Here is a 25,129-nt window from a genome sequence, read left to right as displayed (position 1 = left end):
CTTTCTGGTGATGGTCGGTGCGGTGGTGCGCGGCGTTGTCAGCGCCCGCCGAAGCCGCCGAGGGCGACGCCCTTGATGAGCTGCCGCTGCAGCACCGCGACGATGATCAGCGAGGGGATGATCGCGATGGTGGAGGCGGCCATCATCAGGCTCCACTGCGTCCCGTGCTCGCCGGTGAACATGGAGAGCCCGAGCGGCACGGTCGCGAGCTCCTGGCTGTTGATGATGATGAGCGGCCAGAGGTACGAGTTGTAGTACCCGACGAACGAGAACACCCCGAGCACCGAGATGGGCGCCGCGAGCTGCGGCAGGAGCACCGACCACAGCGTGCGGAACCGGGAGGCGCCGTCGATGATCGCGGCCTCCTCGTACTCGATCGGGATGGTCAGGAAGAACTGCCGCAACAGGAACGTGCCGAACGCCGTGAACGCGAACGGGATGATGAGCGCCACGTAGCTGTCGACCAGGCCGAGCTGGTTCATCATGATGAACAGCGGCACGACCAGGACCTCCTGCGGCAGCACGAGCGTGAGCCACGTACAGCAGGAACAGCCGGTCGCGGTACTTGAACCGCAGCCGCGAGAACGCGTAGGCCGACAGCACCGCCACGATCACCGAGAGCAGCGAGCCGCAGAGCGCGACGAAGAAGCCGTTGAAGATGAACCGGCCGAACGGCACGAGCGTCCAGGCGTCGACGAAGTTCGACCACTTGACCTCGGAGCCGATGAACGACGGCGTGGGCGAGAAGACCTCCGACTCGGGCTTGAGCGCCGAGAAGAACATCCAGATGAACGGGAACGTGAACAGCAGCGCCACGACCGCGACCGCCGCCGTGTTCAGCCAGGTCGTCGCGGCCGCCTTGCGCTGCGCGGGGCGCAGCCGGCGCCGCACCCGGGTCGCCTCACTTGTCATAGTTGACCCACCTCTTCTGTCCGGCGAACTGCAGCGCGGTGATGAGCATGACCACGATGAACAGCATCCACGCGAGCGCGGACGCGTAGCCCAGCCGGTCGAACACGAAGCCGTTGCGGTACAGGTACAGCACGAAGGTGTTCGTGGACTCGCCCGGTCCGCCCTGCGTCAGGATCTGCGGCTGCACGAAGACCTGGAAGGCCCCGATCATCGTCATGGTCATGGTGAAGAACAGCGCGGGCGAGATCATCGGGAGGATGATCGAGCGCATCCGCTGCCAGGCGTTCGTGCCGTCCATCCGGGAGGCCTCCAGCAACTCCTTCGGGATGCCGGCGATGCCCGCCGAGAGCACGATCACGTTGTAGCCGAACGACTGCCACACCGACATCGCGATGACCGACGCCAGCGCGAACCGGGAGTCGGAGAGCCAGCTCGGCCCCTGGATGCCGATCGAGTGCAGCGCCGAGTTGACGATCCCGTTGTCACTGAGCAGCAGCCGCCAGACCAGCGCGTTGGCGACCATCGGCGTGATGGCCGGCAGGAAGAAGATGACCCGCCAGAAGCCGGCGCCCTTGACCCGCGTGTTCAGCCACAGCGACACCGCGAGGGCGAGCGCCAGGTTCAGGGCGGTGTAGACGAACGCGAAGATCACGGTGTTCAGGAGCACCGTGTAGAACGTCGGGTCGCTGAACAGCTTCTGGTAGTTGGCGAAGCCGACGAAGGTCGGCGAGCCGAACAGCGGCCACTCGAAGAAGCTGATGACCAGCGACCCGAGCAGCGGCACCACGATGAAGAACGTGAAGCCGGCGAGCCCCGGCCACAGGTAGGCCAGGGCGGTGAGCCCGTCGCCCCTGCGCTTCTTCCGGCCGCGCGGCGGCGTGGGATGCGGCACATGGAACGGCCGGGTCTCGGGCGCGGCGGGCGCCGCCGTCTCCTCCGAGACGACGGCGCCCGTGATCAGTGGCGAGGACATCCGCCTACTGCCCCACCGAGTTCTGGATGGTGGTCATGACATCCTTGGCCGTCTTGTCACCCCGGTAGCCCTCGACGCCGTACTGGGTGAAGAGGGTCTCGACCTGGTTCCAGGTCGGGGTGGTGAGCTGCGCCTTGGCGTCCTTCAGCAGGGCCTGCACCGCGCTGTACGCCTCAGCGGACTTGCCGTCCGCCCAGGCCGACTGCGCGTCGGGACGCGACGGGACGATGCCGCGCTTCTCGGCCTGACCCTTCAGGACGCTGGTGTCGGTCATGGCCATGATCGCCTTGAACGCGCTGTCCGGGTCCTTGCAGTTCTTCGCGATGCCGAAGCCGGAGCCCGCCGTCATGCCCCTGGCGTCGCCCGACGCGGTCGGGACGATGGTGACGCCGAGCTTGAACTTGGCGGCGGCGGCGAAGGTGCCGTACATCCACGGTCCCTCGATGAGCATGTCGCTCGCGCCGGAGGTGAACGCCGACTGGGCGACGTCGCTGCCGTCCGCGGCCTCCGGGGCCTTGGCGATGCCCTCCTTGGAGACCAGGTCGAAGTACGACTGCACCGAGTCGACCAGCTTGGAGTTGGTCAGGTCGAGCTTGCCGCCCTTGACCGCCTCGGCGCCGTCGGCGATGGCCCACGCGTTCGGGATGAAGAAGCCCGGCTCGATGGCGAGCGCCTTGTGGTCGGCCGTGGTCAGCTTCTTCGCGTCGGAGAGGAACTGGTCACGGGTGTAGGTCGCGCTCGGCAGGGCGAGACCGGCCTTCTGGAAGGCGTCCGCGTTGTAGTAGAGGACGATCGGCTCGGCGTCGTAGGGGATGGCGCGGATGCTGCCGTCCACCGTCATGCCCTTGAGCATGGACGAGTCGAACTTCGAGGTGTCGAGCTTGTACTTCTTGATCAGGTCGGTCAGCGGCATCAGCAGCCCGGAGAGCTCCTGCGCGCGGGCGGCCTGCGTGGTCAGCAGGCAGGGCGGGTTGGACCCGCTCAGCCGGGTCTTGACCTTCGTCCAGTAGTCGTTGAAGCTCGGGCCCTCGATCGTCACGTCCAGCTTGGGGTCGACCTTCTTGCCGAGGTCGATGAAGCCCTGCCACTGGTCGCGGTCGCTCTGACTGCTGACCCAGGTGTACATGCTGATCGGGCCGCCGGCGGCGTTTCCGCCTCCGCCGCCCGCACACCCGGCGAGCGCGGTGAGCGCTCCTGCCAGCAGAATGGCGGTACCGGCCCGTACCGCTGCGCGCTTGGTTCGTGGTGTCACTTGCTGTGCCTCCTCCATTGGATTCATCAAGGTGATCGCCGTGTTGGCGCGATCCTATAGGGTGTTTGATATAGGTTTCAAGTAGTCCGGGACGTCTATCCCGCTACCGGCTCGAAGTCGATCGCGATCACGTCGATCGGCGCTCCCGAGGCTGTGGGCGCGGGGATGTGCAGCTCCCCGAGCGCCTCGCCGCTCTGCTCCGCCTGCTCGTGGACCTCCACGTTGACCTCGAACGGCAGTTCCTCGCCCGTCGCCAGCAGCCGTACCGAGCGGACCCGCTCGACCGGGATGCCGCGCACGATCACCTGCTCGATCGGCCGCATGACCAGGTGGAGGTACAGCGTCCCCTGCCGCGCGGTCGACGGACCGTAGAAGTCGACGCCCGTGGTGGGCGAGACGCCGACGACGCTCTCCGCGTGGGCATCCATCCAGGCGCCGATCTCCTCCAGCGTCCGCACCTGCGACCCGTTGAGGCTGCCGTCGCCCTTCGGCCCGATGTTGAGCAGGAGGTTGCCGCCGCGGGAGGCGACCTCGATCAGCGTGGTGAGCAGCGACACCGTGCTCTTGCTCTTGGTGTCGCCGGGCCGCCACGCCCACATCTGGCCGATGGTGAGGCAGAGCTCCCATGGGCCCTCCGGCGCCGTCACCGGGAAGCCCTGCTCGGGCGTCTTGTAGTCGCCCTGGCCGAGCAGCCGGTCGTTGATCACGACGTCCGGCTGGAGGGACTTGATCAGCGCGCGCAGCCCGGCGCTGTCCCACTCCTCCTCCGACCGCTCCCACTCGCCGTCGAACCAGAGCAGGTCGATCGTGCCGTAGCCGGTGAGCAGCTCGGTGAGCTGGCCACGCAGGTAGTCCTGGTAGCGCGTCCACTGCTCGGGCGTCGGGCGGCGATGGCGGTCGTCGGCGACGGGGGTGCCCGCGTTGGCGGGGTCGCCGGCCGCCGGCCAGTGCTCCAGCGCATACGGCCGGTCGTCCATCGTGAAGGCCGGGTAGTCCGGGTGGTTCCAGTCCGGGAGGCTGTAGTAGATGCCGACGCGGATGCCCTCCGCGCGGACGGCCTCCACGAACTCCCGCGTGATGTCGCGGCCGAACGGCGAGTGCTGGATGCCGAACTCGGAGTGCGCGGTGTGGAACATCGAGTAGCCCGCGTGGTGACGTGCCGTGAAGACCACGTAACGCGCGCCCGCCTGCTTGGCGAGCCGGGCCAGAGCGACAGCGTCCCACTCGACCGGGTCGAACGTCGCGGCGGTCGACTGGTACTGCTCGACCGTCACAGTGTCCTCGACGCGGTCCGAACCGGGGATGATGGAACGACCGACCAGCGGCCAGGAGATCTCGATCCCCTGCTGGCTGGCGTGGTCCCAGTGCACGAACAGGCCGAAGCCGGCGCCGGTGAACCATTCGCCGCCGGGCAGCTTCACGAGGTCTGCGCGCACGAACGCGTCGGGCGCCGCATTGAGGATGGGGGTCACGGAACGAACTCTCCTTCGAGTAGGTCTTTCAGAGCCAAGCCTATTGCCTATAGGATATCGGCCAACGGATCGATCCACAACGATTCCGCCCCCACCACATCCATTCAGCGCAGAAGGAGCCTCAGCGTGGCCATGTTCAAAGACGACCCCGTCCGCCCCGAGAACTACCGCCGGTTCGAGCGCGAGGTCCCGCAGTGGTTCGGAGACGCCAAGCTCGGGGTCTTCGTGCACTGGGGCCCGTACTCGGTGCCCGCCTGGGCGGAGCCGATCGGCGAGCTCGGCACCATCGAGAAGGAGTACTGGTTCCGGCACAACCCGTACGCCGAGTGGTACTACAACACCATCCGCATCGAGGGCAGCCCCGCGGCCGAGCACCAGCGCGAGGTCTACGGCGGCGCCCCGTACGACGACTTCCTCGACCAGTGGGACCCGGCCGAGTTCGACCCGGAGGAGTTCATCGCCCTGGTGAAGAGCACCGGCGCAGGCTACTTCGTGCCGACCACCAAGCACCATGACGGCGTCACCCTCTGGGACGCCCCGGGCACCGACGGCCGCAACACCGTCGCCCGCGGCCCCCGCCGCGACCTCGTGGGCGCGTTCGAGAAGGCCACCCGCGACGCCGGCCTCCGCTTCGGCGTCTACTACTCGGGAGGCCTCGACTGGCACTTCTCGCAGCTGCCGCCGATCACCTCGGACGGCCAGGCGTTCGGCCGCCCGGTCGACGCGGCCTACGCCGAATACGCGTACACCCACGTCGATGACCTGATCGAGCGCTACTCCCCCGACATCCTCTGGGGCGACATCGAGTGGCCCGACGCCGGCAAGCCGTCCGGCCCGTTCAGCATGGAGAAGCTGTTCGAGAAGTTCTACGCCGCCCGCCCGGATGGCGTCTCCAACGACCGCTGGGGCGAGACGCACTGGGACTTCCGCACCAGCGAGTACCAGCAGGGCACCGACGTGGAGGCCTCCGGCGCCTGGGAGAACTGCCGCGGCATCGGCTTCTCGTTCGGCTACAACCAGGTCGAGGACGAGACGCACCTGCTCAGCGGTCGCGACGCGGTGAAGTCGTTCGTCGACATCGTCTCCCGCGGCGGCAACCTGCTGCTCAACGTGGGACTGACCGCGCGCGGGACGGTCCCCGACCTGCAGCGGCGGACGCTGGAGCACCTGGCCGCCTGGAACGCCGTGAACGGTTCGGCCGTGTTCGGGTCGACCACGCTCGACGCCTCGCTCGCGTCGGCCTCCGACGACCCGTGGGTGCGCTGGACCCGCACCGGCGACACCGCGAACGCGTTCGTGGACGCGACCGGCGAGGTCCGCCTCCCGGCCTCCGCGCGCGTGGATGCGGCGAGCGCCCGCCTCGCCGACGGCACCCCGGTCGCGGCCTCCCGCGACGGCGACGCGATCGTCGTGACCCTGCCGGAGCCGGCCGTCGCCGGCCCGACCCTCATCCGCTTCGACCTGGCCGCCTGAGATGACGGTCGACGCCCACCTGCACCTCTGGGATCTGGAGCGGGTCGCGTACCCGTGGCTGACCGACGCGCTCGCGCCGATCAACCGGACCTTCGCGTTCGGCGAGGTGCAGCCCCAGCTGGAGGCGGCGGGCGTCGACCGGGTCGTCCTGGTCCAGGCCGCGAACTCGGTGGAGGACTCGGCGGCGATGTTCGCCGTGTCCTCCCCGCTGGTCGCCGGGGTCGTGGCCTGGGTCGACCTGCTCGACCCGGCGGCGGCCGCGCGTCAGCTCGATGAGTGGTCGTCTCATCCGTCGTTCGTCGGGGTGCGGCACCTCATCCACGACGAGCCGGACGCCGACTGGCTGGGGCGGCCGGAGGTGCGCGCGTCGCTCGCGCTGCTCGCGGCGCGCGGTCTCAGCTTCGACGTGATCGGCGTGCTCCCCCGGCACCTGGAGCACGCGGTGTCGATCGCGGACGAGCTCCCGTCGTTGCGACTCGTCATCGACCACCTCGGGACCCCGCCGGTCGGGGCCGACTCAGCGGAGCCGTGGGCGGCTCTCCTCACCGAGCTCTCGCAGCGCCCGAACGTGTCGGTCAAGCTGTCCGGCCTGACCACGCTCGGCGGCGGAGCGGACGCCGCGCGCCTGCGGCCGTACGTCGCGCACGCGTTCGAGACCTTCGGACCGGCGCGCGTCCTGTACGGCGGCGACTGGCCGGTGTCGACGCTGTCGGGCCCCTACGCGGAGACCTGGACGGTGACCCAGGACCTGCTCGCCGGGCTCTCCGCCCCCGAGCGCGCCGACGTGCTCACGCACGCCGCCGAGCGCGCCTACCGCCTGCCCTCCGGAACGTGACCAGTCGCGGAAATCCCTCGGCGATTTCCGCACCTACTCACTGTTCGGAGCAGAGTGTCGCGGAGAATGGGCGGATGGAGACTTCGGCCGGCGGTTCGGACGTTCTCGCGCGGCGCGCTCTCGCGCTGGCCCGGGACGAGGGGCGCGTGATCATCGGGATCGTCGGGAGCCCGGGCTCCGGCAAGACGACCCTTGCGCGCGCCGTCGTGGAGGCCGCCGACCGCCAGGCGGGCGAGCCCGTCGCCGCGTACCTCCCGATGGACGGCTTCCACCTCGCCGACGCCACCCTGGAGTCGCTCGGCCGCCGCGACAGGAAGGGCGCGATCGACACCTTCGACGGCTGGGGCTTCGTCGCGCTGCTGGAGCGCGTGCTCGCCGAGCGCGACCATCCCGTCTACGCGCCGGCGTTCGACCGCGCGGTCGGGGAGCCCATCGCCGGGAGCCTCGCCGTCCTGCCCGGCACGCGACTGATCGTCGTGGAGGGCAACTACCTGCTGGCGCCGTCCGACCCGTGGTCGCGCATCCCACGCCTGCTGGCCGAGTCGTGGTTCGTCGCCACCCCGGAGGAGGAGCGGCTGCGCCGGCTCGTCGACCGGCACACCCGCCACGGCCGCACCCCGGAGGCCGCCCTCGCCTGGGCGCGCGATGTCGACGGCGCCAACGCCCGCCTCATCGAGCCGACCGCGGCGAGCGCCACGCTCATCGTGGACGGCGGACTCCCAGTCGGCGCTGCTTAGGCTGGGAGGATGACCGACACTTTCGACACTGTCACGATGTTCGGCGCGGACTGGTGCCGCGACTGCATCCGCTCCAAGTCCCTCCTCGACCGCCTCGGCGCCGACTACGAGTACATCGACCTCGTCGCCCGCCCGGAGGAGGCCGACCGCGCCCACGCGATCAGCGGCCGCACCAACATCCCGGTGATCGTGTTCCCGGACGGGCGGCACCTCGTGGAGCCGAGCGACGCGGAGCTGCAGGCGGCGCTGGAGGTCTAACCCGCCAGCACCACCAGCTCCCGCGTCGACCGCGTCATCGCCACATACCGATCGACCGCTCCCTCAATCCCGTCCCCGAACCCGTCCGGGTCGAGCAGCACCACCAGGTCGAACTCGAGCCCCTTGGACTGGGCGGGCGTGAGGACCCGAAGGCGGTCGGATGGCGACGACCACCCCGCCGAGGCCGCGATCACGCACCCGATCCCCGCCGGGTTCTCGTCGAGCCACCGCGCCACGATCCCGTCCAGGTCGTCCCGCCGACCGCGCACCACCGGCAGCCCGCTGGTGCGCACCGACGTCGGGACATTCGCGTCGGGGATGGCCGCCCGGATCACCGGCTCGGCCTCGGCCATGATCTCCTCCGGCGTCCGGTAGTTGACGGTCAGCGTGGAGACGCGCACGTCCGGGATGCCTGCCGCGGCCAGCCGCCCGGCCCACGAGTCCGTGAACCCGTGCCGCGCCTGCGCCCGGTCGCCCACGATCGTGAGGCTGCGCGACGGGCAGCGCCGCAGCAGCATCCGCCACTCGGCGTCGGTGAGCTCCTGGGCCTCGTCTACGACGATGTGCGCGAACGGGCCGGCGAGCAGGTCGGGGTCAAGGCTCGGGAGGGCGGCCTCGTCGATCAGGGAGCGCTGCGCGTCCTCTACCTTCAGCATCGTGACCAGCCCCTCGCCGTCGTCGGCGGCGATCAGGTCGTCCACCACCCGGTTGCGGCCCTCGCGCTCGAACGCGAGCACGGCCTCCCGCTCGCGCGCCACCCGGTTCGCGCCCGGGTCGCCGATCCGCTGCCGTGCGGCGTCGAGCAGCGGGAGGTCGGACAGCGTCCATGCCTGAGGCTGCTCCCGCTGCAGCGCTCGCACCTCCTCGTCGGTCAGCCACGGCGCGCACGCCCGCAGGTAGGCCGGCACCGAGAACAGGTCGCCGAGCACGCCCGCCGGGTCGAGCAGCGGCCAGGCGCGGGTGAAGGCCGCGCGGAGCCCGTCGTTCCGCGTGAGCTGGCGGCGCAGGGCGGCCTCCGGGATCGCGTCGCCGGCCTTCGCCGTCAGGATCGTCAGCAGCTCCTCCCACACCTCGTCGCGCGCCTCGTCGTGCGGCGCACCCGCTCCTGCCGCGTCGAACGCGTCTGCCCAGTCGTCGGGCGTCAGCGGGAGGTCGGCCCACTCGGTCTCCACGACCATCCCGCGTGACGGCGGGACCTCGTGGTACCGGACGGCCCGCTCGACCGCGCTCACCATCGCGGCCGACGCCTTGAGCCGCGCGACCTCGGCGTCGGCCTCCGGCTCGGCTGTCGCGCCCTCCGGCAGCAGGTCGCGCAGCGTGCAGAGCTGCACCCCCTCCTCGCCGAGGCTCGGCAGCACGTCGGAGACGTAGGCGAGGTAGGCCGGGCTCGGCCCGACGAACAGCACGCCGCCGTGCCCCTGCGACAGCCGCGGGTCGGAGTACAGCAAGTAGGCGGCGCGGTGCAGCGCGACGACCGTCTTGCCGGTGCCCGGGCCGCCGTCGACCACGAGCGCGCCGCGGGAGCCGTCGCGGATGATGGCGTCCTGGTCGGCCTGGATGGTCGCGAGCACGTCCCGCATCCGCGGCGACCGGCTCGCGCCGAGGCTCGCGATGAAGGCGGACTGGTCGTCCAGCGCGGCCCGCTCGGTGGCGTCGTCGAGGGCGTCGGGCGCGAAGACCTCATCCCAGTAGTCGGCCACCCGGCCCTTCGCCCAGCGGTAGCGGCGTCGGCTGACCAGCCCCATCGGCTCCCCGAGCGTCGCCCCGAAGAACGGCTCGGCGGCGGGTGACCGCCAGTCCACGAGCAGCTTCTCGCCGTCGTCGCCGGTGAGCCCGAAGCGGCCGATGTAGACGGTCTCCGCGTCCTCGGCGACCATCCGCCCGAGGCACACGTCGATTCCGAACCGGCCGAGCGCGCGCAGCCGGGCGCTCAGCCGCCGGACCTCCGTGTCCCGGTCGAGCGCCTTCTGCCCGTGACCACCCGGCGCGCGCAACTCGGCGGCGAGCTGGTCGGACAGCTCAGCGACGGTCCGCCGGAGGGTGTGATCGATGGCGGCGAAGTGCCGTTCGTCGGCGGCGATGAGGGCGGGAACAGACTTGGCGCGGAGGTTCTCGGGCAGGGCGAAGGCAGGCGAGGAGGCAGTCACGATCGACGATTCTCCGCCCGCACCGGGGCCTTGCGGCAAGCCCCCTGCCCTCCCGTATCCTGGAAATGCAGGGGGAAGCGTCACACCAGTCGCGCGGGGGCGCCGTGGCCGGGGCAGACCAGCCGGGGAGCGGAGGCCGTGATCGCGGCGAGGGTCGCATCCGCCGCCGCGCGGTCGCTGAGGAGCAGGCCCGGGAGGTGGACGAGCCGCCCGTTCGAGACGCGGCCGGCGTCGCCGATGAACGCGACCCCGCGCCAGCGCACCAGGTGGTGCCCGGGCGTGTGGCCCGGCGCAGGAACCGCGACGACGCCGGGTGCGACCTCCGTCTCCTCCGTGTCGGGGAGCTCGGTCAGGTCCGGCAGTTCGGGGCGGCCCAGCCACCCCGTCCGGAACATCGCGCGGCGCATGCGCGTGGGCGGCGGCTCCACGCCGCGCAGAATGCCGGCATCTGCGGCGCCCAGCCAGACCCGCGCGCCCGTCGCGCGCTGCACGGCCGCGGCCCCGCCGACGTGGTCGGGGTCGTAGTGCGTCAGGACGACGTCGGTCACCCTCGGGATGCTCGCCGCCGCGAGCTCGGCCACCACGGCCTCCGCCCCGGACCGGAGCCCGGTGTCGACGAGCACCGCGCGGTCGCCCTCTTCGATCAGGTAGGCGTTGCCGGCGCGGGCGGACTGCAGCCGATGGACTCCAGGGATCACTTCGCGCATGAGCGGGATGCTAGTCCGCGTGCAGCACCCCGACATCGCCGAGTTGAGACGCGAGGCCCGTGAGCGCGCGCGCCCGCCCGCGGTGGCCGTTCGACGGCACGGTGTCGGCGGCCCCGACGTCGCCGCCGCGGACGACGTGATCGCCGCGGCCGGACGCTTCCACGACTTCTGAGCGCCCGGCGATCCATAAGCCGGACCGCACAATCCCATCCACACCTCCTGTTGGACTTCTCGCGGCTTCCGGCGGAGGCTGGCGCCATGACAGACATGCAGTACACGCAGCTCGGCCGCTCCGGACTGAAGGTGTCGCGCCTCGTGCTCGGCACGATGAACTTCGGGCCGGAGACCACGGCGGAAGACTCGTACGGGATCATGGACGCCGCCCACGCGGCGGGAATCAACTACTTCGACACCGCGAACGTCTACGGCCGCAGCAAGGGCCACGGCGCGACCGAGACGATCATCGGCGACTGGTTCGCGCAGGGCGACGGCCGTCGCGAGCGGACCGTCCTCGCCACCAAGCTCTACGGAGCGATGGGCGACTGGCCCAACGAGGGCAAGCTGTCCGCGCTGAACATCCGCCGAGCACTCGACGCCAGCCTGAAGCGGCTGCAGACCGACTACATCGACATCTACCAGTTCCACCACGTCGACCGGGACACCCCCTGGGACGAGATCTGGCAGGCCATCGACGTCGCCGTCGCGCAGGGCAAGATCCTCTACGCGGGGTCGAGCAACTTCGCCGGCTGGCACATCGCGACGGCCCAGGCGGAGGCCCGCAGGCGCGACCTCCTCGGCCTGGTCAGCGAGCAGTCCATCTACAACCTCCTCACCCGCCAGGTGGAGCTGGAGGTGCTGCCCGCCGCCCAGGCGAACGGCGTCGGCGTGATCGCGTGGTCTCCGCTGCACGGCGGCCTTCTCGGCGGCGTGCTGCGCAAGCAGAACGAGGGCCGGCGCCGCCTCGAGGGTCGCGCCGCGGAGACGCTCGCCACCCACCGCGACGCCATCGAGGCGTACGAGTCGTTCGCCGCCGAGCTGGGCCACGAGCCGGGCGACATCGCCCTCGCGTGGCTGCTCACCCGCCCCGGCGTGACCGGCCCGATCATCGGCCCGCGCACGCGCGACCAGCTCGACGCCGGCATCCGCGCGCTCGACGTCCACCTGGACGACGCGGCGCTCGCCCGACTGGACGAGATCTTCCCCGGCCACAAGACCGCCCCCGAGCACTACGCCTGGTAACCCCCTCCCCATCACCCTCCCCTCCCGCCGAGGGGCACGTTGTTGTCACTTTCGCGCACGAAAAGTGGCAACAACGTGCCCCTCGCGCGTCGCTCCATTCCGAACACGCAAGGAGAACACATGAAGTACCGCGCACTGGCCGACCTCCAGGTGTCCGCGATCGGCCTCGGCGGAATGCCCATGTCGATCGAGGGGCGCCCCGACCGCTCCCGCTCGATCGGGACCATTCACGCGGCGCTCGACGCGGGCGTCACCCTGATCGACACGGCCGATGCCTATCACGTCCACGCCGACGAGGTCGGGCACAACGAGGAGCTCATCGCCGAGGCGCTGCGCACCTGGAGCGGCGACGCGTCCACGGTGCTGGTGGCGACGAAGGGCGGCCACCTGCGCCCGGGCGACGGCAGCTGGACCGTCGACGGACGCCCCGAGCACATCCGGGAGGCCGCGGTCGAGTCGCTGCGCCGGCTCGGCGGCGACGCGCTCGGGCTGTACCAGTTCCACCGGCCCGACCCGAGCGTCCCCTACGCCGAGTCGGTCGGCGCCGTCCGCGACCTCCTCGACGAGGGGCTGATCCGCTACGCCGGCATCTCGAACGCCGACCCGGACCAGATCCGCCAGGCGCAGGACATCCTGGGCGGCCGGCTGGCGTCGGTGCAGAACCAGTTCTCGCCGGCCTTCCGGTCCAGCGAGCCCGAGCTGAGCCTGGCCGACGAGCGGGGAATCGCGTTCCTGCCCTGGAGCCCCCTGGGCGGCATCTCGAACGCGGGCGGCCTCGGAGACCGGTTCGCGCCGTTCGCCGACGTCGCGTCCGCCCGCGGCGTGAGCCCGCAGGTCGTTGCGCTGGCCTGGCACCTCGCCCAGAGCCCGCAGGTCATCCCGATCCCGGGCTCGTCGCGACCGGAGACCATCCTGGACTCGCTCACGGCAGTGGACGTCGAGCTCACGCCGGAGGAGCTGGCGACGCTGAACGCAGCGTAGCCGGTCAGGCAGCGGTCGTGGAGGCGTCGGCGGGAGTCGGCGCCTCCACCCGTGCGAGCTGTCGCAGGAACGCCGCCGCCGCCGGGCTCGGCTCGTCCGACACCGCCACCGCGACGGTCCACTCCGGCACGTCCCCACTGAGCGCGACGGCCCGCAGCTGCTCCGGCCGCTTGCGCGCGAAGCTCGCCGGGACCACCGCGATGCCGAGGTTGTAGCCGACCAGGTCGAGCAGGGGGTGGACGTCGTTGACCTCCATCGCTGCGCGGTAGTCGAAGCCGGCCGCCGCGAACGCCCGCCGGGCCAGCGTCTGGGCGGCCCAGCCCTCCTGGAAGCCGACCAGCGGCTCGCCGCGCAGGGCCTCGATCGGGATGCTGTCCTGCGCCGCGAAACGGTGCTCCGGGTGGCAGAGCACGAGCAGCGACTGGGTGCTCAGCGGGCGCAGCCGCACACCGCTCGGCGCGTGGCCGGTGTCGACGACCACGGCGACGTCCGCGCGGCCGCCGGCGACGGCCTCCACCAGCTCCTCCGACCCCGAGTACCGCAGCCGGACCTCCACGCCGGGGTTCGCCGTGCGGAAGGCCGCGAGCTCGGCCGGGAGGTCGACCGACCCGAGGCACGGCTCGGCGCCGATCGTCAGGCGTCCGCGCAGCAGGCCGCGGACGGCGGCCACGGCGTTGCGGGCCGCGGCGGCACTCGCCAGCGTGCGCACCGAGTCCGCGAGCAGCGCCTGGCCGGCCGTCGTCAGCTCGACGCGGCGCGTGCTCCGGATGAACAGCGAGGTGCCCAGCTCCTGCTCCAGCGAGCGGATGGAGGCCGACAGCCCGGACTGGGAGATCTGCAGCAGTTCCGCCGCGCGCGTGAAGTGCCGCTCTTCCGCGACGGTGACGAAGTGCTCGAGCTGGCGAAGTTCCATTCAGCAATAGTACGTGTCAATCACGCGCCCACCATCACCCTGGCAAGTGGCCGATTCGGCACGAATGTCGACTCTGCGCGCTTCATACTCGCGATTCGTGCCGAATCGGTGCCGCCCGGGCACAATGAGCACCATGCGCATCCTGCTGATCGGCGCCGGTGGCGTCGGAAACGCCATCGCGAAGATCGCCGCCCGCCGCTCGTTCTACGAGTCGATCGTCGTCAGCGACTACGACCTGTCCCGCGCGGAGGCCACGGTCGCGTGGATCCGCGAGCGGCACGGCGAGCAGGTCGCCCGCCGCTTCACCGCGAGCCGCATCGACGCCTCCGACCCGAGCTCGGTCGCTGCCGTCGCGCGCGAGCACCGCGCCACCCACGTGATGAACGCCGTCGAGCCCTCCTTCGTGGAGTCGATCTTCGCCGGCGCGCTCTCGGCGGGCGCCGACTACCTCGACATGGCGATGAGCCTCTCCCACCCGCACGAGACCGAGCCGTACCGCCGCACCGGCGTCAAGCTCGGCGACGCCCAGTTCGCCGAGCACCAGCGCTGGGAGGCCGCGGGCCGCCTGGCACTGGTCGGCATGGGCGTCGAGCCCGGCCTGTCCGACGTGTTCGCCCGCTACGCCTCCGACGAGCTGTTCTCGCACATCGACGAGCTGGGCACGCGCGACGGCGCGAACCTGGTGGTCCGCGACGACGACGGCAACGAGATCTTCGCGCCGTCCTTCAGCATCTGGACCACCATCGAGGAGTGCCTCAACCCTCCGGTGATCTTCGAGAAGCGCCGCCTCGCCCAGGAGGGCGACGGCTGGTTCACCACCCCGCCGTTCAGCGAGCCGGAGGTCTTCGACTTCCCCGAGGGCATCGGCCCGGTCGAGTGCGTCAACGTCGAGCACGAGGAGGTGCTGCTGATGCCGCGCTGGCTGGACGCCGAGCGGGTGACCTTCAAGTACGGCCTCGGCGCCGAGTTCATCGGCGTGCTCAAGACGCTGCACCTGCTCGGGCTGGACTCCACCACGCCCCTGCGGGTCCGGAGCGCGGCGGGCCCGGTGGAGGTCGCCCCGCGCGACGTGGTCGCCGCGGCTCTCCCCGACCCGGCCGGCATCGGCTCGCGGATGACCGGCAAGACCTGCGCCGGCGTCTGGGTGACCGGCACGGGGAAGGACGGCCTCCCCCGCAGCGTGTACCTGTACCACGTGTCCGACAACGAGTGGACGATGCGCGAGTACGACGCGCAGTGCGTGGTCTGGCAGACGGCGCTCAACCCGGTGATCGCGCTGGAGCTGCTCGCGAACGGGACCTGGAGGGGCGCCGGCGTGCTCGGCCCGGAGGCGTTCCCGGCCCGGCCGTTCCTGGAGCTGATGGAGCGGCCGGTGGCGGAGGGCGGCTACGGCCAGGCCTGGGGGCTGCGGGAGCCCTGACCTCCGGCGCCTCGCTACCGGCGCCCGCGCTAGAGGCGCAGCACGCTCGGGCGCGGAAGCCCGAGGTCTTCGAGGAGGTCGCCCAGCTTCCGGTCCAGCTCGTAGCCGGCCTGCGTGATCTTGTTGTTGCCGAACCCTCGCAGCGGCGCGCTCGGCTGCTCCACGCTGAGCACGGTGCGGCCTCCACCGTCGTCGTGGAGTTCGACGCGGATCGGCGAGTAGAGCAGCGCGCCCGCGTCGTGCCGGTACATCCGCGCGGCCGTCGCGTAGTCGCCGACGAGGTAGCTCACGCTCGCCGTGTCGACACCGCCCACCCGCATGACCGGGCGCGGGTCGCCGGTCCAGAACCGCACGAGGCCGTGCATCCCCGGCCCTTCGAGCATGCGCGTCAGGGTCGACCAGTCGGCGCCCTGGTCCAGGAGGCCGCTCTGCAGCCTCCGGTCGAGCTCGGGCACCTGCTCCTCGAACGCGCGCCGGAGCTGCGCGAACGGCACCTCGGCCTCCAGCTCGATGCGCCGCGCCTCGACGGTGTGGATGCGCTCGGTCGCGCGGTACGTCACGCGACCACGGTGCCGGCCGCGGACGGCACCGCGAACGGCGGGACGCTCACTCCGTCGGTCAGCGCCTCGGCCGGGTCGGCGCCGACCGCGAGGATGCGGTTGTCGCCGTCGACGTGCACGACCGTCGGCACGAAGCTCGTCGCCTCCGCGTTGTCGAGCTGGGCGTAGGAGATGACGATGACGGTGTCGCCGACCTCCGCCAGGTGCGCCGCCGCCCCGTTCACCCCGATGACGCCGCTGCCGCGCTCACCGGCGATCAGGTAGGTCTCGAACCGGGAGCCGTTGGTCACGTCGACGACGGCGACCTGCTCGCCGGGCAGCAGGTCGGCGGCCTCCATCAGGGCGAGGTCGACGGTCAGCGAGCCGACGTAGTGGAGGTCGGCGTGGGTGACGGTGGCGCGGTGGATCTTCGACTTGAACATGGTGCGGAGCACGGGACGTTCCTTTCGTGGCCTGCATCCATTGTCCCGCTGTTCGGGTCGCCGTCGTCCCGCACGGGAGAATGGAGCGTGCACAACCTCGGACTCCTCTTCGACGTCGACGGCCCGATCGCCAGCCCCGTCACCCGGACCATCGCCATCCGCAGCATCGTCACCGACCTGGTCGCGATAACCGCTGCGGGCGTGCCGATCGCGTTCATCACGGGCCGCTCCGGCGACTTCATCCGTCACCAGGTGGTCGCGCCGCTGTGCGACGCCGGCCTGGGCGACGCGCTGGAGTCGCACGGCGCGCGGATGTTCGGCGTCTTCGAGAAGGGAGGCGCGTGGGCTCCGATCACGGGTGAGGGGATGGGTGAGATCGCGGTCGACGCGTCGGTCGCCCTGCCCGATGCGGCGGTCGATGGCATCCGGACGCTGGTCCGGGAGCGGTTCGCCGACACGATGTTCTTCGACGAGACGAAGCGCGCGATGATCTCCGTCGAGCAGCGCACCGACGTGGACTCGGTGACGTACCAGGAGGCCCAGACCCGTTTCGAGGACGCCGCCTTCGACCTCCTGACCGGGCTAGGCCTCGGCCTGCGCTACGGCGAGCGCGTCGCCCCGGATGCGCAGGGGAGGTCCCGTTCCGCATCGACCCGACGATCATCTCCACCGACATCGAGTCCGTGCTGCTCGATAAGGATCGCGGTGCCCAGCGCGCGTTCGACTATTTCGCCGAGCGCGGCCCGCTGCCGCACCGCTGGCGTTCCGTGGGCGACTCCCGCAGCGACTACAAGATGGCGGACTACGTCCACAGCACGGGCCGGGAGGTCGCCCACGTGGACGTGCGGCCGGCCGACGGCGTGCTGGAACGGCCGTACGAGGTCATCACGATCGGCGACGCGGTGCACGACACCGCCGGCGCGGAGTTCCTGGCGCACTGGCGTCGCGAGCTGGGGCTGGAGGAGTAGGGCCGCTCACGCCGCGCGGCCGCGCACCCTCGCGATCGACTCGCGCATCTCCGGCGCGAGCTCCAGCTGCCCGGCCTCCTCCGCCGCCACCAGCGCGTCGGCCTGCTCGGCGTCCGCGGCCGTGAACCACGACGCGATCGTGACCCCGTGTCCCGGCCGGCGCACGACCTCCACCGCATCGCCCGCCCCCACAGTGCCGGTGTGCACGATCGACAGGTACGCGCCCACGCGCCCCGCCTCGGTGAACCGGCGCACCCACTGCGGCTCGCGCATCCGGCGCTGGAACGTCGCGCACGGCGTGCGCGGACAGGTCACCTCCACCACCAGCTTCTCGCCGATCCGCCAGCGCTCGCCGATCTCGGCGCCGTCGACGTCCAGGCCGGCGATGCGCAGGTTCTCGCCGAAGAGTCCGGGAGGGATGGGCCGGCCGAGCTCCGCCGCCCACCACGCAGCGGCCTCGTCGGCGTACGCGTAGAGCGCCTTCGTGGCGCCGCCGTGGTGCTTGCGGTCCGCCTGGACGTCGCCGTACAGCCCGAACCCGCGCACCTTCAGCCGCGACTCCACCGGCTGCTTGTCGATCGCCGTCACGCCCACGTTGCCGTCATCCGGCCGCAGCTGCGCAACCCGGCACACCGCCAGAATCCGCGCTCCGTCATCCCGACTCGCCATGCCCTCCAGTATGCCGACAGGACCGCCGCGCTCCTACCGCACCCCGCGCATCATCCGCAGCACCCACGGACTCAGCACCGCCAGCACCACGCCGATCACCACCGCGACCGCGCCGATCACCCCGAAGTAGATGCCCTCCGTCGCCGGCGAGTACAGCTTCGCGAGCTGCCCCGACATCGCCGTCCCGAGCGCCACCGACAGGAAGTACAGCGCGACCATCTGCGCCTGGAACGCGTGCGGCGCCAGCTTCGTCGACGCCGACAGCCCGACCGGCGAGATCAGCAGCTCCGCGATCGTGAACACGAGCAGGATGCCGACCATCGCGAGCAGCGGCGTGCTGTTCGCTCCGCCGCCGGCCCAGAACAGGAACAGGAAGAACGCGAGGCCCATCACGACCGTCCCCGCCGCGAACTTCAGCGGCGTCGACGGCTGCCGGTCGCCCCACTTGGTCCAGATCGCGGCGAACACGCCGGACAGGATGATGATGAAGATCGGGTTGATGGACTGCACCCACGAGACCGGGAACTCCCACCCGAACAGCATCCGGTCGAGCCGCTTGTCGGAGTAGATCGTCACCACCGTGAACTGCTGCTGGTACAGCGACCAGAACGCCGCGTTCGTGATGAAGAGCGGGATGAAGGCGACGATCCGGCTGCGCTCCGTCCCGCTCAGCAGCTTCGAACTGAGGATGACGACGAAGTACGCGATCGCCGCGACGATGGTGATGCCGATCACCCAGAGGGCGAGGTTGATCGCGTTGATGACCCCGGTGAGGACGAGGGCGAGGATGACGATCACGCCGGCCACGGCGATCCCGATCACCAGCGGGAGGCGCTTGCGCGGCAGCGGGTGCGGCACCTCGCGCGCGAGGTCGGGGAGGCGCTTGCGACCCAGCGAGTACTGGATGAGGCCGATGGCCATCCCGACCGCGGCGAGCGCGAACCCCCAGTGGAACCCGAGCGTGGACTGCAGCAGCCCGGTCAGCAGCGGCCCGAAGAACGCGCCGAGGTTGATGCCGAGGTAGAAGAGCGAGAAGCCTGCGTCCCGGCGGGAGTCGTGCTCGTCGTAGAGCGTCCCGACGATGCGCGTCGCGTTCGCCTTCAGGCCACCGCTGCCGACCGCGACGAACAGGAGGCCGACGATCACCCCGGCGAAACTGGGCAGCACGGCGAGCGAGACGTGCCCCGCCATGATGACGACCGCACTCCAGAACAGCACCCGCTCCGACCCGAACAGCCGGTCCGCGAGCCACGCGCCGAGGATCGTGGAGAGGTAGACGGCCCCGCCGTACGCCCCGACGATGCCCGCGGCGGTCGCCTGGTCGATGCCGAGGCCGCCCTTGGCCGCGCTGTAGTAGAGGTAGATGAGGAGAATGCCCTGCATCCCGTAGAACGAGAACCGCTCCCACATCTCCACCCCGAAGATGTTGGCGAGCGAGCGCGGCTGCCCGAAGAACCCGTGACTGGCGTCGGTGGGGGCCGCGGTGGTGGCGGTGGCTCCGCCCTTCTCCGTGTCGCCTCCGGATGGGTTGGAGCTGTGGGTGTCACTCATGGCGACCATGCTCCCACTGTCGACGTCGGAGGTGAACGCCGGGGTTAACATTCTGCACGGAAGACTTCATAGGTCGGTACGATCAGGAGGATGGACCCCCGACCGACCGCGAACATCTACGTCGACGGGTTCAATCTGTACCGACAGAAGCTCCAGCATCATCCGGACGCGAAGTGGCTCGACCTGGAGGCTCTGGCGACACTGCTCATCCCCACGCACGCGATCAAACGGATCAGGTACTTCACGGCGATGATCCGACCGGCGCTCGGCACCGATCCACGCTCGCCGATCCGGCAGCAGTCGTACGTGCGGGCGTTGCGGACCAACCCGAAGGTGACGATCCACGAGGGTCAGTACCGCAATGACGCCCGGATGATGCCCTCGCTCCCGATCACGTTCGACGACACAGGGCGGATCATGCGGGTCAAGGTGCGCAAAACGGAGGAGAAAGGGTCCGACGTGAACCTCGCGTCGTACATGGTGTTCGACGCGTGCCGTGACGACGCCGACCTCTTCGTGCTGGTCTCGAATGATTCGGACTTCGCGGCCATGCTGACCCTGCTCACTACGGAGCTAGACAAGCAGTGGGCGCTGCTCAGCCCGGTCGACAATCCGAATCACAGCCTTCTGGCGCTGGACCCAGTGCTCATCAAGAGGATTCGCCGTGGCGCACTGCTTGCGAGCCAGTTCCCTGACGATATCGGTTCCAAGGGTCACGGCACTCTCCAGCGGCCCGAAGAATGGTCCTGAAACGAAACAGGGGCCCCTTTCGGGGCCCCGCGCCCGGTAGCCGAAGCATCCGGGGGTGTTATTTCAGTCTAGCCCACACCCCGAGGTTTCCGAAATCGCCCGTCACCGCTCCCGCAGCTCCCGCAGCACCGCCTCCAGCTGCTCCACCGCCCAGTCCAGGTCCCCCGGCTCCACGACGATCGGCGGCGCCAGCCGGATGGTCGAGCCGTGCGTGTCCTTCGCGAGCACCCCGCGCTCCATCAGCAGCTCGCACACCTCGCGCCCGGTCGCGAGCGCAGGGTCGATGTCGATCCCCGCCCAGAGGCCCGCGCCGCGCACCTCCCGCACGCCGTGACCGACCAGGCGCACCAGGTCGCCGTGGAGGCGGCGGCCGAGGAGTTCGGCGCGCTCCTGGGGCTCGCCGGTCGTGAGCAGCCCGACGACAGCGCGGCCGACTGCGGCGGCCAGCGGGTTGCCGCCGAACGTCGACCCGTGCTCGCCCGGGTGGATGACCCCCAGCACATCGCGGTTCCCGACGACGGCCGACACCGGGACGATCCCGCCGCCGAGCGCCTTGCCGAGCAGGTAGAGGTCGGGCACCACGCCGACCAGGTCGCAGGCGAAGGTCGCTCCGACCCGCCCGAGGCCGGATTGGATCTCGTCGGCCACCAGGAGGACGCGCCGCTCGTCGCAGAGCGCTCGCACCGCGGGGAGGAAGTCCGGCGACGGCACGACGACCCCCGCCTCGCCCTGGATCGGCTCCACCAGCACCGCGACCGTGTCGTCGTCGATCGCGGCGGCGACCGCGGAGGCGTCCCCGTACGGCACGCTGCGGAATCCGGGCGTGTACGGCCCGAACCCGTCGCGGGCGTCCGGGTCGTCCGAGAAGCTCACGATCGTGGTGGTCCTGCCGTGGAAGTTGCCCGCCATCACGACGATGTTCGCGCGCCCGTCCGGCACTCCCTTCACCCGGTAGCCCCACGCCCGCGCCACCTTGATCGCGGTCTCGACGGCCTCCGCGCCGGTGTTCATCGGCAGCACCATGTCCTTGCCGGCCAGCGCGGCGAGCTCGGTGACGAACGGGCCGAGCTGGTCGTTGTGGAACGCGCGGCTGGTGAGCGTGATCCGGTCGAGCTGCGCCCGTGCGGCGTCCAGCAGCAGCGGGTTGGAGTGGCCGAAGTTGACGGCGGAGTACGCGGCCAGGCAGTCCAGGTAGCGACGCCCGTCGATGTCGGTGACCCAGGCACCCTGGCCCTCGGCGATGACGACAGGGAGCGGATGGTAGTTGTGCGCCGCGTGCTCGTCCTCGAGTGCGATCGCCTGCGCCTGGCGCTCCGTCGGCGCGGGCGTGGAGGGGTGGATGCGGTGGGCGACGGTGTCGGTCATGGTCGTCCTCTCTGGGTCGTGCGGCACATCCGGCCGGGGCGTCACGGCGCCGCCACCGAAGCTGTGAGCTAGTCTCACACGCGGATGTCGGCGATTGGCTGCGTCTTCGCGCACGGAATCGCCGCATGCGCCCACGGTTCGCAGCATTCGTGCGCGAACATCGGGGCGAACGCAACGCGGCTCGCCTTCGCGCTCATCCGTTGCGCAATCGCGCACGATTCCCGCGTCACCTCCACCTCCGCGCAATGATTCACCGTATGCTTGCGCCGTGGACAACCTCGATCGCAGCATCCTCGACCTGCTCCGTCAGAACGCGCGCGCCGGTTACGGCGACATCGGCGGAGTCGTCGGCCTGTCCGCCTCGGCGGTCAAGCGCCGGGTCGACAAGCTCGTCGGGGACGGCGTCATCCGCGGCTTCACCATCCAGGTGGACCCGGCCATCGACGGGATGAGCACCGAGGCCTACGTCGAGCTGTTCTGCCGCGGCACCGTCTCCCCCGAGGAGCTGCTGCGCATCCTCTCCGCCGTCCCGGAGGTCGTCGACGCCGGCACCGTCACCGGCAGCGCCGACGCGATCGTCCACATCCGCTCACGCGACATCCCGAGCCTGGAGGCCGCGCTCGAGAAGGTGCGCCTGGCGCCGAACGTCGACCACACCCGCAGCGCGATCGTCCTCTCCCGGCTCATCAACCGCGGCAACAGCTGACGTCGCGAATCTTCTATCCGTCCGTCCCCGGCGGGTGGATGCTGTCCCCATGACCACGACAGCACGAGCGACCATCCACGTCGACGTCCCGCGCGCCGACGTCTGGCACGCCATCACGGACCCCGACACGATCGCGCGCTACCTGTTCGGCAGCCGCGTGGAGACCGACTGGAAGGAGGGCAGCCCGATCGTCTACCGCGGCGAGTGGGAGGGCAAGCCCTACGAGGACAAGGGCACGATCCTGGAGGTCGTCCCCGGCGAGCGCCTCGTCTCCAGCTACTACAGCCCGCTGAGCGGCAAACCGGACGTGCCGGAGAGCTACCAGACCGTCTCCTACCTGCTCGCCGACGGCGCGGGCGGCACCGAGGTGACCATCACCCAGGACGGCTGCGCCGACACCGCGGAGGCCGAGCGGATGAGCGAGAACTGGGGCATGACGCTGGGATCGCTCAAGTCGGTGGTGGAGGAAACCTGACGGCCGTTCTGCGAAAACGTTCAGCAGACGTCAAGCGTCGAACCCCCGATCCGAGCGCGACCACGGCGATCAGTGGCACGATGGGCGCATGAAGCTGCTCGTTGTCGAAGACGATCCGGACATGGGAGGCCTCGTCGAGCGGGGCCTCGCCGCCGAAGGATACGACGTCACCCTGGTCACCAACGGCGTCGACGCCCTCATCGCACTGCGCGGGGACTCCTTCTCCGCCGCCGCGATCGACGTCATGCTGCCCGGTATGAGCGGCTTCGAGCTGTGCCGGCACATCCGCGAAGCCGCCAACCCGATGCCGATCCTGCTCCTCACCGCGCGCGACGCCATCGAGGACCGCGTGCACGGCCTCGACTCCGGCGCCGACGACTACCTCACCAAGCCGTTCGCGTTCGCCGAGCTGGCCGCCCGCGTGCGCGCGCTGCTGCGCCGGGAGCCGAGCGGGATGCGCCCGCAGGTCAGCGTCGGCCGGCTCACCATCGACTCGCACGAGCACCAGGCGCTGGTGTCCGGGCACGAGATGCCGCTCAGCCGCCGGGAGTTCACCCTGCTGCGGCTGTTCGCCACGAACCCGGACAAGACGCTGTCGCGCGCCGACATCCTCGAGTCGGTGTGGGGCACGACCGACAACATCGGCACCAACGTCATCGACCAGTACGTCTCGTACCTGCGCAAGAAGCTCGACCTGGCCGGCGCGGGCCTGTCCATCGTGACGGAGCGGGGCCGCGGCTACCGCCTGGACGCCAAGAACGCGCTGGAGTCGAAGGGCGAGAAGGCCGACGCCAAGGCGACGACGGAGACGCCGGCGCCGTGACCTGGCTGCGGCGCCTGTCGATCTCCGCGCGCATCACGATCGGCAGTCTCATCGTCGCCACCCTGTTCGGCCTGGTCGCGGTCGTGGTCATCCGGGTGGGGGTGTCCTCCATCCTCCACAACGCGACCGTCACGCTCCTCAACAACGACGTCACCGCGCCCGCCGCGTCGGTGCTGGCGAACCCGTCGGGGCCGTTCGACCTGCCCGGCGGCGGCCAAGAGCTCGCCATCGTCGACGCGAACGGCGTCATCCTCGACTCCACGCTGCCGACGGCGCTGGAGAACCGGATCGACCACCTGCTGTCCTTCCCGCCCTCGGCGACGACCGTGCAGATCGCGGACGACACCTACGAGGTGCTCGTGAAGCCTGTCATCACCAAGCGCGGCACGATGCACGTGATCGCCGCGCGCAACGACGAGACGACCTCGCTCATCCTCGACCGCCTCACCCTCGCGCTGCTGATCGGCGCCGGTGTGCTCATCTTCGGTTTCGGCGGGGCGTCGTGGCTGCTGGCCCGCACGGCGCTGAGACCGGTGAGCCGGATGCGCGAGCAGGCCGACCGGATCGCCGGCGGCGAGCCGACGGGGACCGACGACGCCGCGGGGTTGCTGACGGTCGGCCCCGCTCAGGACGAGCTGTCCGAGCTGGCGACCACACTGAACGACCTGATCCGCCGGCTGCGGGCGTCCGCCGACCGCGAGCGGCAGATGGTGTCGGACGCGAGCCACGAGCTGCGCACGCCGCTGGCCGTGCTGCGCGGGCAGCTGGAGCTGGCCGAGCTGGACGCGGGCGACGCGGACGCCCTGCTGGACGACATCCGCTCCTCCCACTCGACCGCCCTGCGGCTGGGCACGCTCGCCAACAACCTGCTGGAGCTCTCCCGGATCGAGGCCGGCCCGTCCAGCGGCCGGATCGACTGGCGCACACTGGTGGACGAGCTGACCGACGCGATCGACCGCGCCCGCCTGCTGGTCAGCAGCGCCGAGGATGACGGCTCGATCTCGGTGGACTTCGAGTACGACCCGAAGCGGCGACCGAGCGCGGACGCCCGGGTGGCGCTCTCGCCGACGGACTTCGGCCGCATCCTGGACAACCTGCTCGGCAACGCGATCACGGCGATCCGCGCCCGCGACGCCCGCTCGGACACCGGGCCGGTGCCGCGACTGAGCGACGCCGTGGACGGACCGATCGAGGTCCTGCCGGCGGAGCCGCGGCCGGCCGCGGTGGAGGACGTCGTGAGCGCCGCGCTGCGGGTGGAGCCGGAGTGGGTGGTGCTCACCGTGCACGACTCGGGCCCGGGGATGCCGGAGGAGTTCATCCCGGTGGCCCTGGACCGCTTCACCCGCGCGGACGGGGCGCGCACCACGTCCCGCGCCGGTGGAGGCGGCGGCCTCGGCCTGGCGATCGTGGCGGCCCTGGCGGGCGCGGCGGGAGGCTCGGTCCAGCTCGCGAACGCGCCGACCGGCGGCCTCGTGGTGACGGTGCGGCTGCCGCTCGTCCGGGTCTGACGCGGGTCGTCGC

General features: G+C 70.9%; 27 protein-coding genes. 14 read left to right on the top strand and 13 right to left on the bottom strand.

The features are described from left to right. Positions 1 to 38: 38 nt before the first annotated feature. The 4 genes from ACQ86L_RS13910 to ACQ86L_RS13895 all read right to left on the bottom strand — a co-directional run bounded on the left by ACQ86L_RS13910 (position 39) and on the right by ACQ86L_RS13895 (position 4,609). Positions 39 to 524 carry a carbohydrate ABC transporter permease gene (locus tag ACQ86L_RS13910; RefSeq protein ID WP_434315929.1) on the bottom strand — a complete coding sequence of 162 codons (486 nt, stop codon included), beginning with the start codon at positions 522 to 524 and terminating at the stop codon, positions 39 to 41. A gap of 377 nt (positions 525 to 901) precedes the next feature. Then, positions 902 to 1,885: a carbohydrate ABC transporter permease gene (locus ACQ86L_RS13905; protein ID WP_434315928.1), complete on the bottom strand. Its 984-nt coding sequence runs from the start codon at positions 1,883 to 1,885 to the stop codon at positions 902 to 904. A 4-nt stretch (positions 1,886 to 1,889) separates the two neighbouring features. Continuing rightward, positions 1,890 to 3,137: an ABC transporter substrate-binding protein gene (locus ACQ86L_RS13900; protein ID WP_434315927.1), complete on the bottom strand. Its 1,248-nt coding sequence runs from the start codon at positions 3,135 to 3,137 to the stop codon at positions 1,890 to 1,892. Between the two features lie 95 nt (positions 3,138 to 3,232). Continuing rightward, positions 3,233 to 4,609: an alpha-L-fucosidase gene (locus tag ACQ86L_RS13895; protein WP_434315926.1), complete on the bottom strand. Its 1,377-nt coding sequence runs from the start codon at positions 4,607 to 4,609 to the stop codon at positions 3,233 to 3,235. Between the two features lie 132 nt (positions 4,610 to 4,741). Between ACQ86L_RS13895 and ACQ86L_RS13890 the strand changes: the two genes are divergently transcribed. The 4 genes from ACQ86L_RS13890 to ACQ86L_RS13875 all read left to right on the top strand — a co-directional run bounded on the left by ACQ86L_RS13890 (position 4,742) and on the right by ACQ86L_RS13875 (position 7,912). Continuing rightward, complete coding sequence (locus ACQ86L_RS13890; protein WP_434318895.1) at positions 4,742 to 6,082, top strand: alpha-L-fucosidase; 1,341 nt, start codon at positions 4,742 to 4,744, stop codon at positions 6,080 to 6,082. Position 6,083: 1 nt separating this feature from the next. Continuing rightward, the gene (locus tag ACQ86L_RS13885; protein WP_434315925.1) at positions 6,084 to 6,917 is read left to right on the top strand and encodes an amidohydrolase family protein; all 834 of its coding nucleotides are present in this window, start codon (positions 6,084 to 6,086) and stop codon (positions 6,915 to 6,917) included. Between the two features lie 74 nt (positions 6,918 to 6,991). After that, positions 6,992 to 7,654 (top strand): nucleoside/nucleotide kinase family protein, encoded by a 663-nt coding sequence (locus ACQ86L_RS13880; protein ID WP_434315924.1) that lies wholly within the window; start codon positions 6,992 to 6,994, stop codon positions 7,652 to 7,654. A gap of 9 nt (positions 7,655 to 7,663) precedes the next feature. Next, the gene (locus ACQ86L_RS13875; protein WP_370055601.1) at positions 7,664 to 7,912 is read left to right on the top strand and encodes a glutaredoxin family protein; all 249 of its coding nucleotides are present in this window, start codon (positions 7,664 to 7,666) and stop codon (positions 7,910 to 7,912) included. On the opposite strand, the gene helR is transcribed toward ACQ86L_RS13875, so the two are convergent. Together helR and ACQ86L_RS13865 are read right to left on the bottom strand one after the other, a co-directional pair. Further along, complete coding sequence (gene helR / locus ACQ86L_RS13870) at positions 7,909 to 10,062, bottom strand: RNA polymerase recycling motor ATPase HelR (protein WP_434318894.1); 2,154 nt, start codon at positions 10,060 to 10,062, stop codon at positions 7,909 to 7,911. The two genes, ACQ86L_RS13875 and helR, sit on opposite strands and share 4 nt — an antisense overlap. Before the next feature lie 77 nt (positions 10,063 to 10,139). Next, positions 10,140 to 10,766 (bottom strand): MBL fold metallo-hydrolase, encoded by a 627-nt coding sequence (locus tag ACQ86L_RS13865; protein ID WP_434315923.1) that lies wholly within the window; start codon positions 10,764 to 10,766, stop codon positions 10,140 to 10,142. Here ACQ86L_RS13865 and ACQ86L_RS13860 point away from each other — a divergent pair. The 3 genes from ACQ86L_RS13860 to ACQ86L_RS13850 all read left to right on the top strand — a co-directional run bounded on the left by ACQ86L_RS13860 (position 10,765) and on the right by ACQ86L_RS13850 (position 12,986). Further along, complete coding sequence (locus tag ACQ86L_RS13860) at positions 10,765 to 10,938, top strand: hypothetical protein (protein ID WP_434315922.1); 174 nt, start codon at positions 10,765 to 10,767, stop codon at positions 10,936 to 10,938. The two genes, ACQ86L_RS13865 and ACQ86L_RS13860, sit on opposite strands and share 2 nt — an antisense overlap. A gap of 95 nt (positions 10,939 to 11,033) precedes the next feature. After that, positions 11,034 to 12,005: an aldo/keto reductase gene (locus ACQ86L_RS13855; protein WP_434318893.1), complete on the top strand. Its 972-nt coding sequence runs from the start codon at positions 11,034 to 11,036 to the stop codon at positions 12,003 to 12,005. A 120-nt stretch (positions 12,006 to 12,125) separates the two neighbouring features. Beyond that, positions 12,126 to 12,986, top strand: coding sequence for an aldo/keto reductase (locus ACQ86L_RS13850; protein ID WP_434315921.1), 861 nt, complete (start codon positions 12,126 to 12,128; stop codon positions 12,984 to 12,986). Positions 12,987 to 12,990: 4 nt separating this feature from the next. Here the strand turns inward: ACQ86L_RS13850 and ACQ86L_RS13845 are convergent, their stop codons facing one another. After that, positions 12,991 to 13,899: a LysR family transcriptional regulator gene (locus ACQ86L_RS13845; protein ID WP_434315920.1), complete on the bottom strand. Its 909-nt coding sequence runs from the start codon at positions 13,897 to 13,899 to the stop codon at positions 12,991 to 12,993. Positions 13,900 to 14,032: 133 nt separating this feature from the next. Between ACQ86L_RS13845 and ACQ86L_RS13840 the strand changes: the two genes are divergently transcribed. Continuing rightward, complete coding sequence (locus ACQ86L_RS13840; protein ID WP_434315919.1) at positions 14,033 to 15,319, top strand: saccharopine dehydrogenase C-terminal domain-containing protein; 1,287 nt, start codon at positions 14,033 to 14,035, stop codon at positions 15,317 to 15,319. Between the two features lie 29 nt (positions 15,320 to 15,348). Here the strand turns inward: ACQ86L_RS13840 and ACQ86L_RS13835 are convergent, their stop codons facing one another. The 3 genes from ACQ86L_RS13835 to ACQ86L_RS13825 form a co-directional block, all read right to left on the bottom strand. Beyond that, positions 15,349 to 15,879: a hypothetical protein gene (locus ACQ86L_RS13835; RefSeq protein ID WP_434315918.1), complete on the bottom strand. Its 531-nt coding sequence runs from the start codon at positions 15,877 to 15,879 to the stop codon at positions 15,349 to 15,351. Beyond that, positions 15,876 to 16,313 carry an aspartate 1-decarboxylase gene (panD, locus tag ACQ86L_RS13830; RefSeq protein ID WP_434315917.1) on the bottom strand — a complete coding sequence of 146 codons (438 nt, stop codon included), beginning with the start codon at positions 16,311 to 16,313 and terminating at the stop codon, positions 15,876 to 15,878. Before panD ends, ACQ86L_RS13835 begins: the two co-directional genes overlap by 4 nt. A 233-nt stretch (positions 16,314 to 16,546) precedes the next feature. After that, complete coding sequence (locus ACQ86L_RS13825; protein ID WP_434315916.1) at positions 16,547 to 16,810, bottom strand: hypothetical protein; 264 nt, start codon at positions 16,808 to 16,810, stop codon at positions 16,547 to 16,549. Between the two features lie 174 nt (positions 16,811 to 16,984). On the opposite strand from ACQ86L_RS13825, the gene ACQ86L_RS13820 reads away from it, so the two are divergent. Further along, positions 16,985 to 17,269 carry a hypothetical protein gene (locus ACQ86L_RS13820; RefSeq protein ID WP_434315915.1) on the top strand — a complete coding sequence of 95 codons (285 nt, stop codon included), beginning with the start codon at positions 16,985 to 16,987 and terminating at the stop codon, positions 17,267 to 17,269. Between the two features lie 6 nt (positions 17,270 to 17,275). Here ACQ86L_RS13820 and ACQ86L_RS13815 read toward each other — a convergent pair whose 3' ends face one another. Then, positions 17,276 to 17,938 carry an MOSC domain-containing protein gene (locus tag ACQ86L_RS13815; RefSeq protein ID WP_434315914.1) on the bottom strand — a complete coding sequence of 221 codons (663 nt, stop codon included), beginning with the start codon at positions 17,936 to 17,938 and terminating at the stop codon, positions 17,276 to 17,278. 33 nt (positions 17,939 to 17,971) lie between these two features. Further along, positions 17,972 to 19,489, bottom strand: a complete 1,518-nt coding sequence (locus tag ACQ86L_RS13810; RefSeq protein WP_434315913.1) for a peptide MFS transporter — start codon at positions 19,487 to 19,489, stop codon at positions 17,972 to 17,974. A 90-nt stretch (positions 19,490 to 19,579) separates the two neighbouring features. On the opposite strand from ACQ86L_RS13810, the gene ACQ86L_RS13805 reads away from it, so the two are divergent. Further along, on the top strand, positions 19,580 to 20,239 hold the full coding sequence (locus ACQ86L_RS13805) for an NYN domain-containing protein (protein WP_434315912.1): 660 nt from the start codon (positions 19,580 to 19,582) through the stop codon (positions 20,237 to 20,239). A 102-nt stretch (positions 20,240 to 20,341) separates the two neighbouring features. On the opposite strand, the gene rocD is transcribed toward ACQ86L_RS13805, so the two are convergent. Further along, complete coding sequence (gene rocD / locus ACQ86L_RS13800; RefSeq protein ID WP_434315911.1) at positions 20,342 to 21,604, bottom strand: ornithine--oxo-acid transaminase; 1,263 nt, start codon at positions 21,602 to 21,604, stop codon at positions 20,342 to 20,344. A gap of 268 nt (positions 21,605 to 21,872) precedes the next feature. Between rocD and ACQ86L_RS13795 the strand changes: the two genes are divergently transcribed. From ACQ86L_RS13795 to ACQ86L_RS13780, 4 genes are all read left to right on the top strand, one after another. After that, a complete protein-coding gene (locus ACQ86L_RS13795; protein ID WP_345839942.1) occupies positions 21,873 to 22,310 on the top strand; it encodes an Lrp/AsnC family transcriptional regulator in 438 nt (145 codons plus the stop codon). A gap of 49 nt (positions 22,311 to 22,359) precedes the next feature. After that, the gene (locus ACQ86L_RS13790) at positions 22,360 to 22,785 is read left to right on the top strand and encodes an SRPBCC family protein (RefSeq protein ID WP_434315910.1); all 426 of its coding nucleotides are present in this window, start codon (positions 22,360 to 22,362) and stop codon (positions 22,783 to 22,785) included. An 88-nt stretch (positions 22,786 to 22,873) separates the two neighbouring features. After that, positions 22,874 to 23,608, top strand: coding sequence for a response regulator transcription factor (locus ACQ86L_RS13785; protein WP_434315909.1), 735 nt, complete (start codon positions 22,874 to 22,876; stop codon positions 23,606 to 23,608). After that, a complete protein-coding gene (locus ACQ86L_RS13780) occupies positions 23,605 to 25,116 on the top strand; it encodes a sensor histidine kinase (protein ID WP_434315908.1) in 1,512 nt (503 codons plus the stop codon). Before ACQ86L_RS13785 ends, ACQ86L_RS13780 begins: the two co-directional genes overlap by 4 nt. The last annotated feature ends 13 nt before the right edge of the window (positions 25,117 to 25,129 follow it).

The sequence above is a fragment of the Leifsonia sp. P73 genome, from assembly GCF_051059105.1.
Taxonomy (GTDB): Bacteria; Actinomycetota; Actinomycetes; order Actinomycetales; family Microbacteriaceae; genus Leifsonia.
This window is presented reverse-complemented; position numbering and strand designations above follow the sequence as displayed.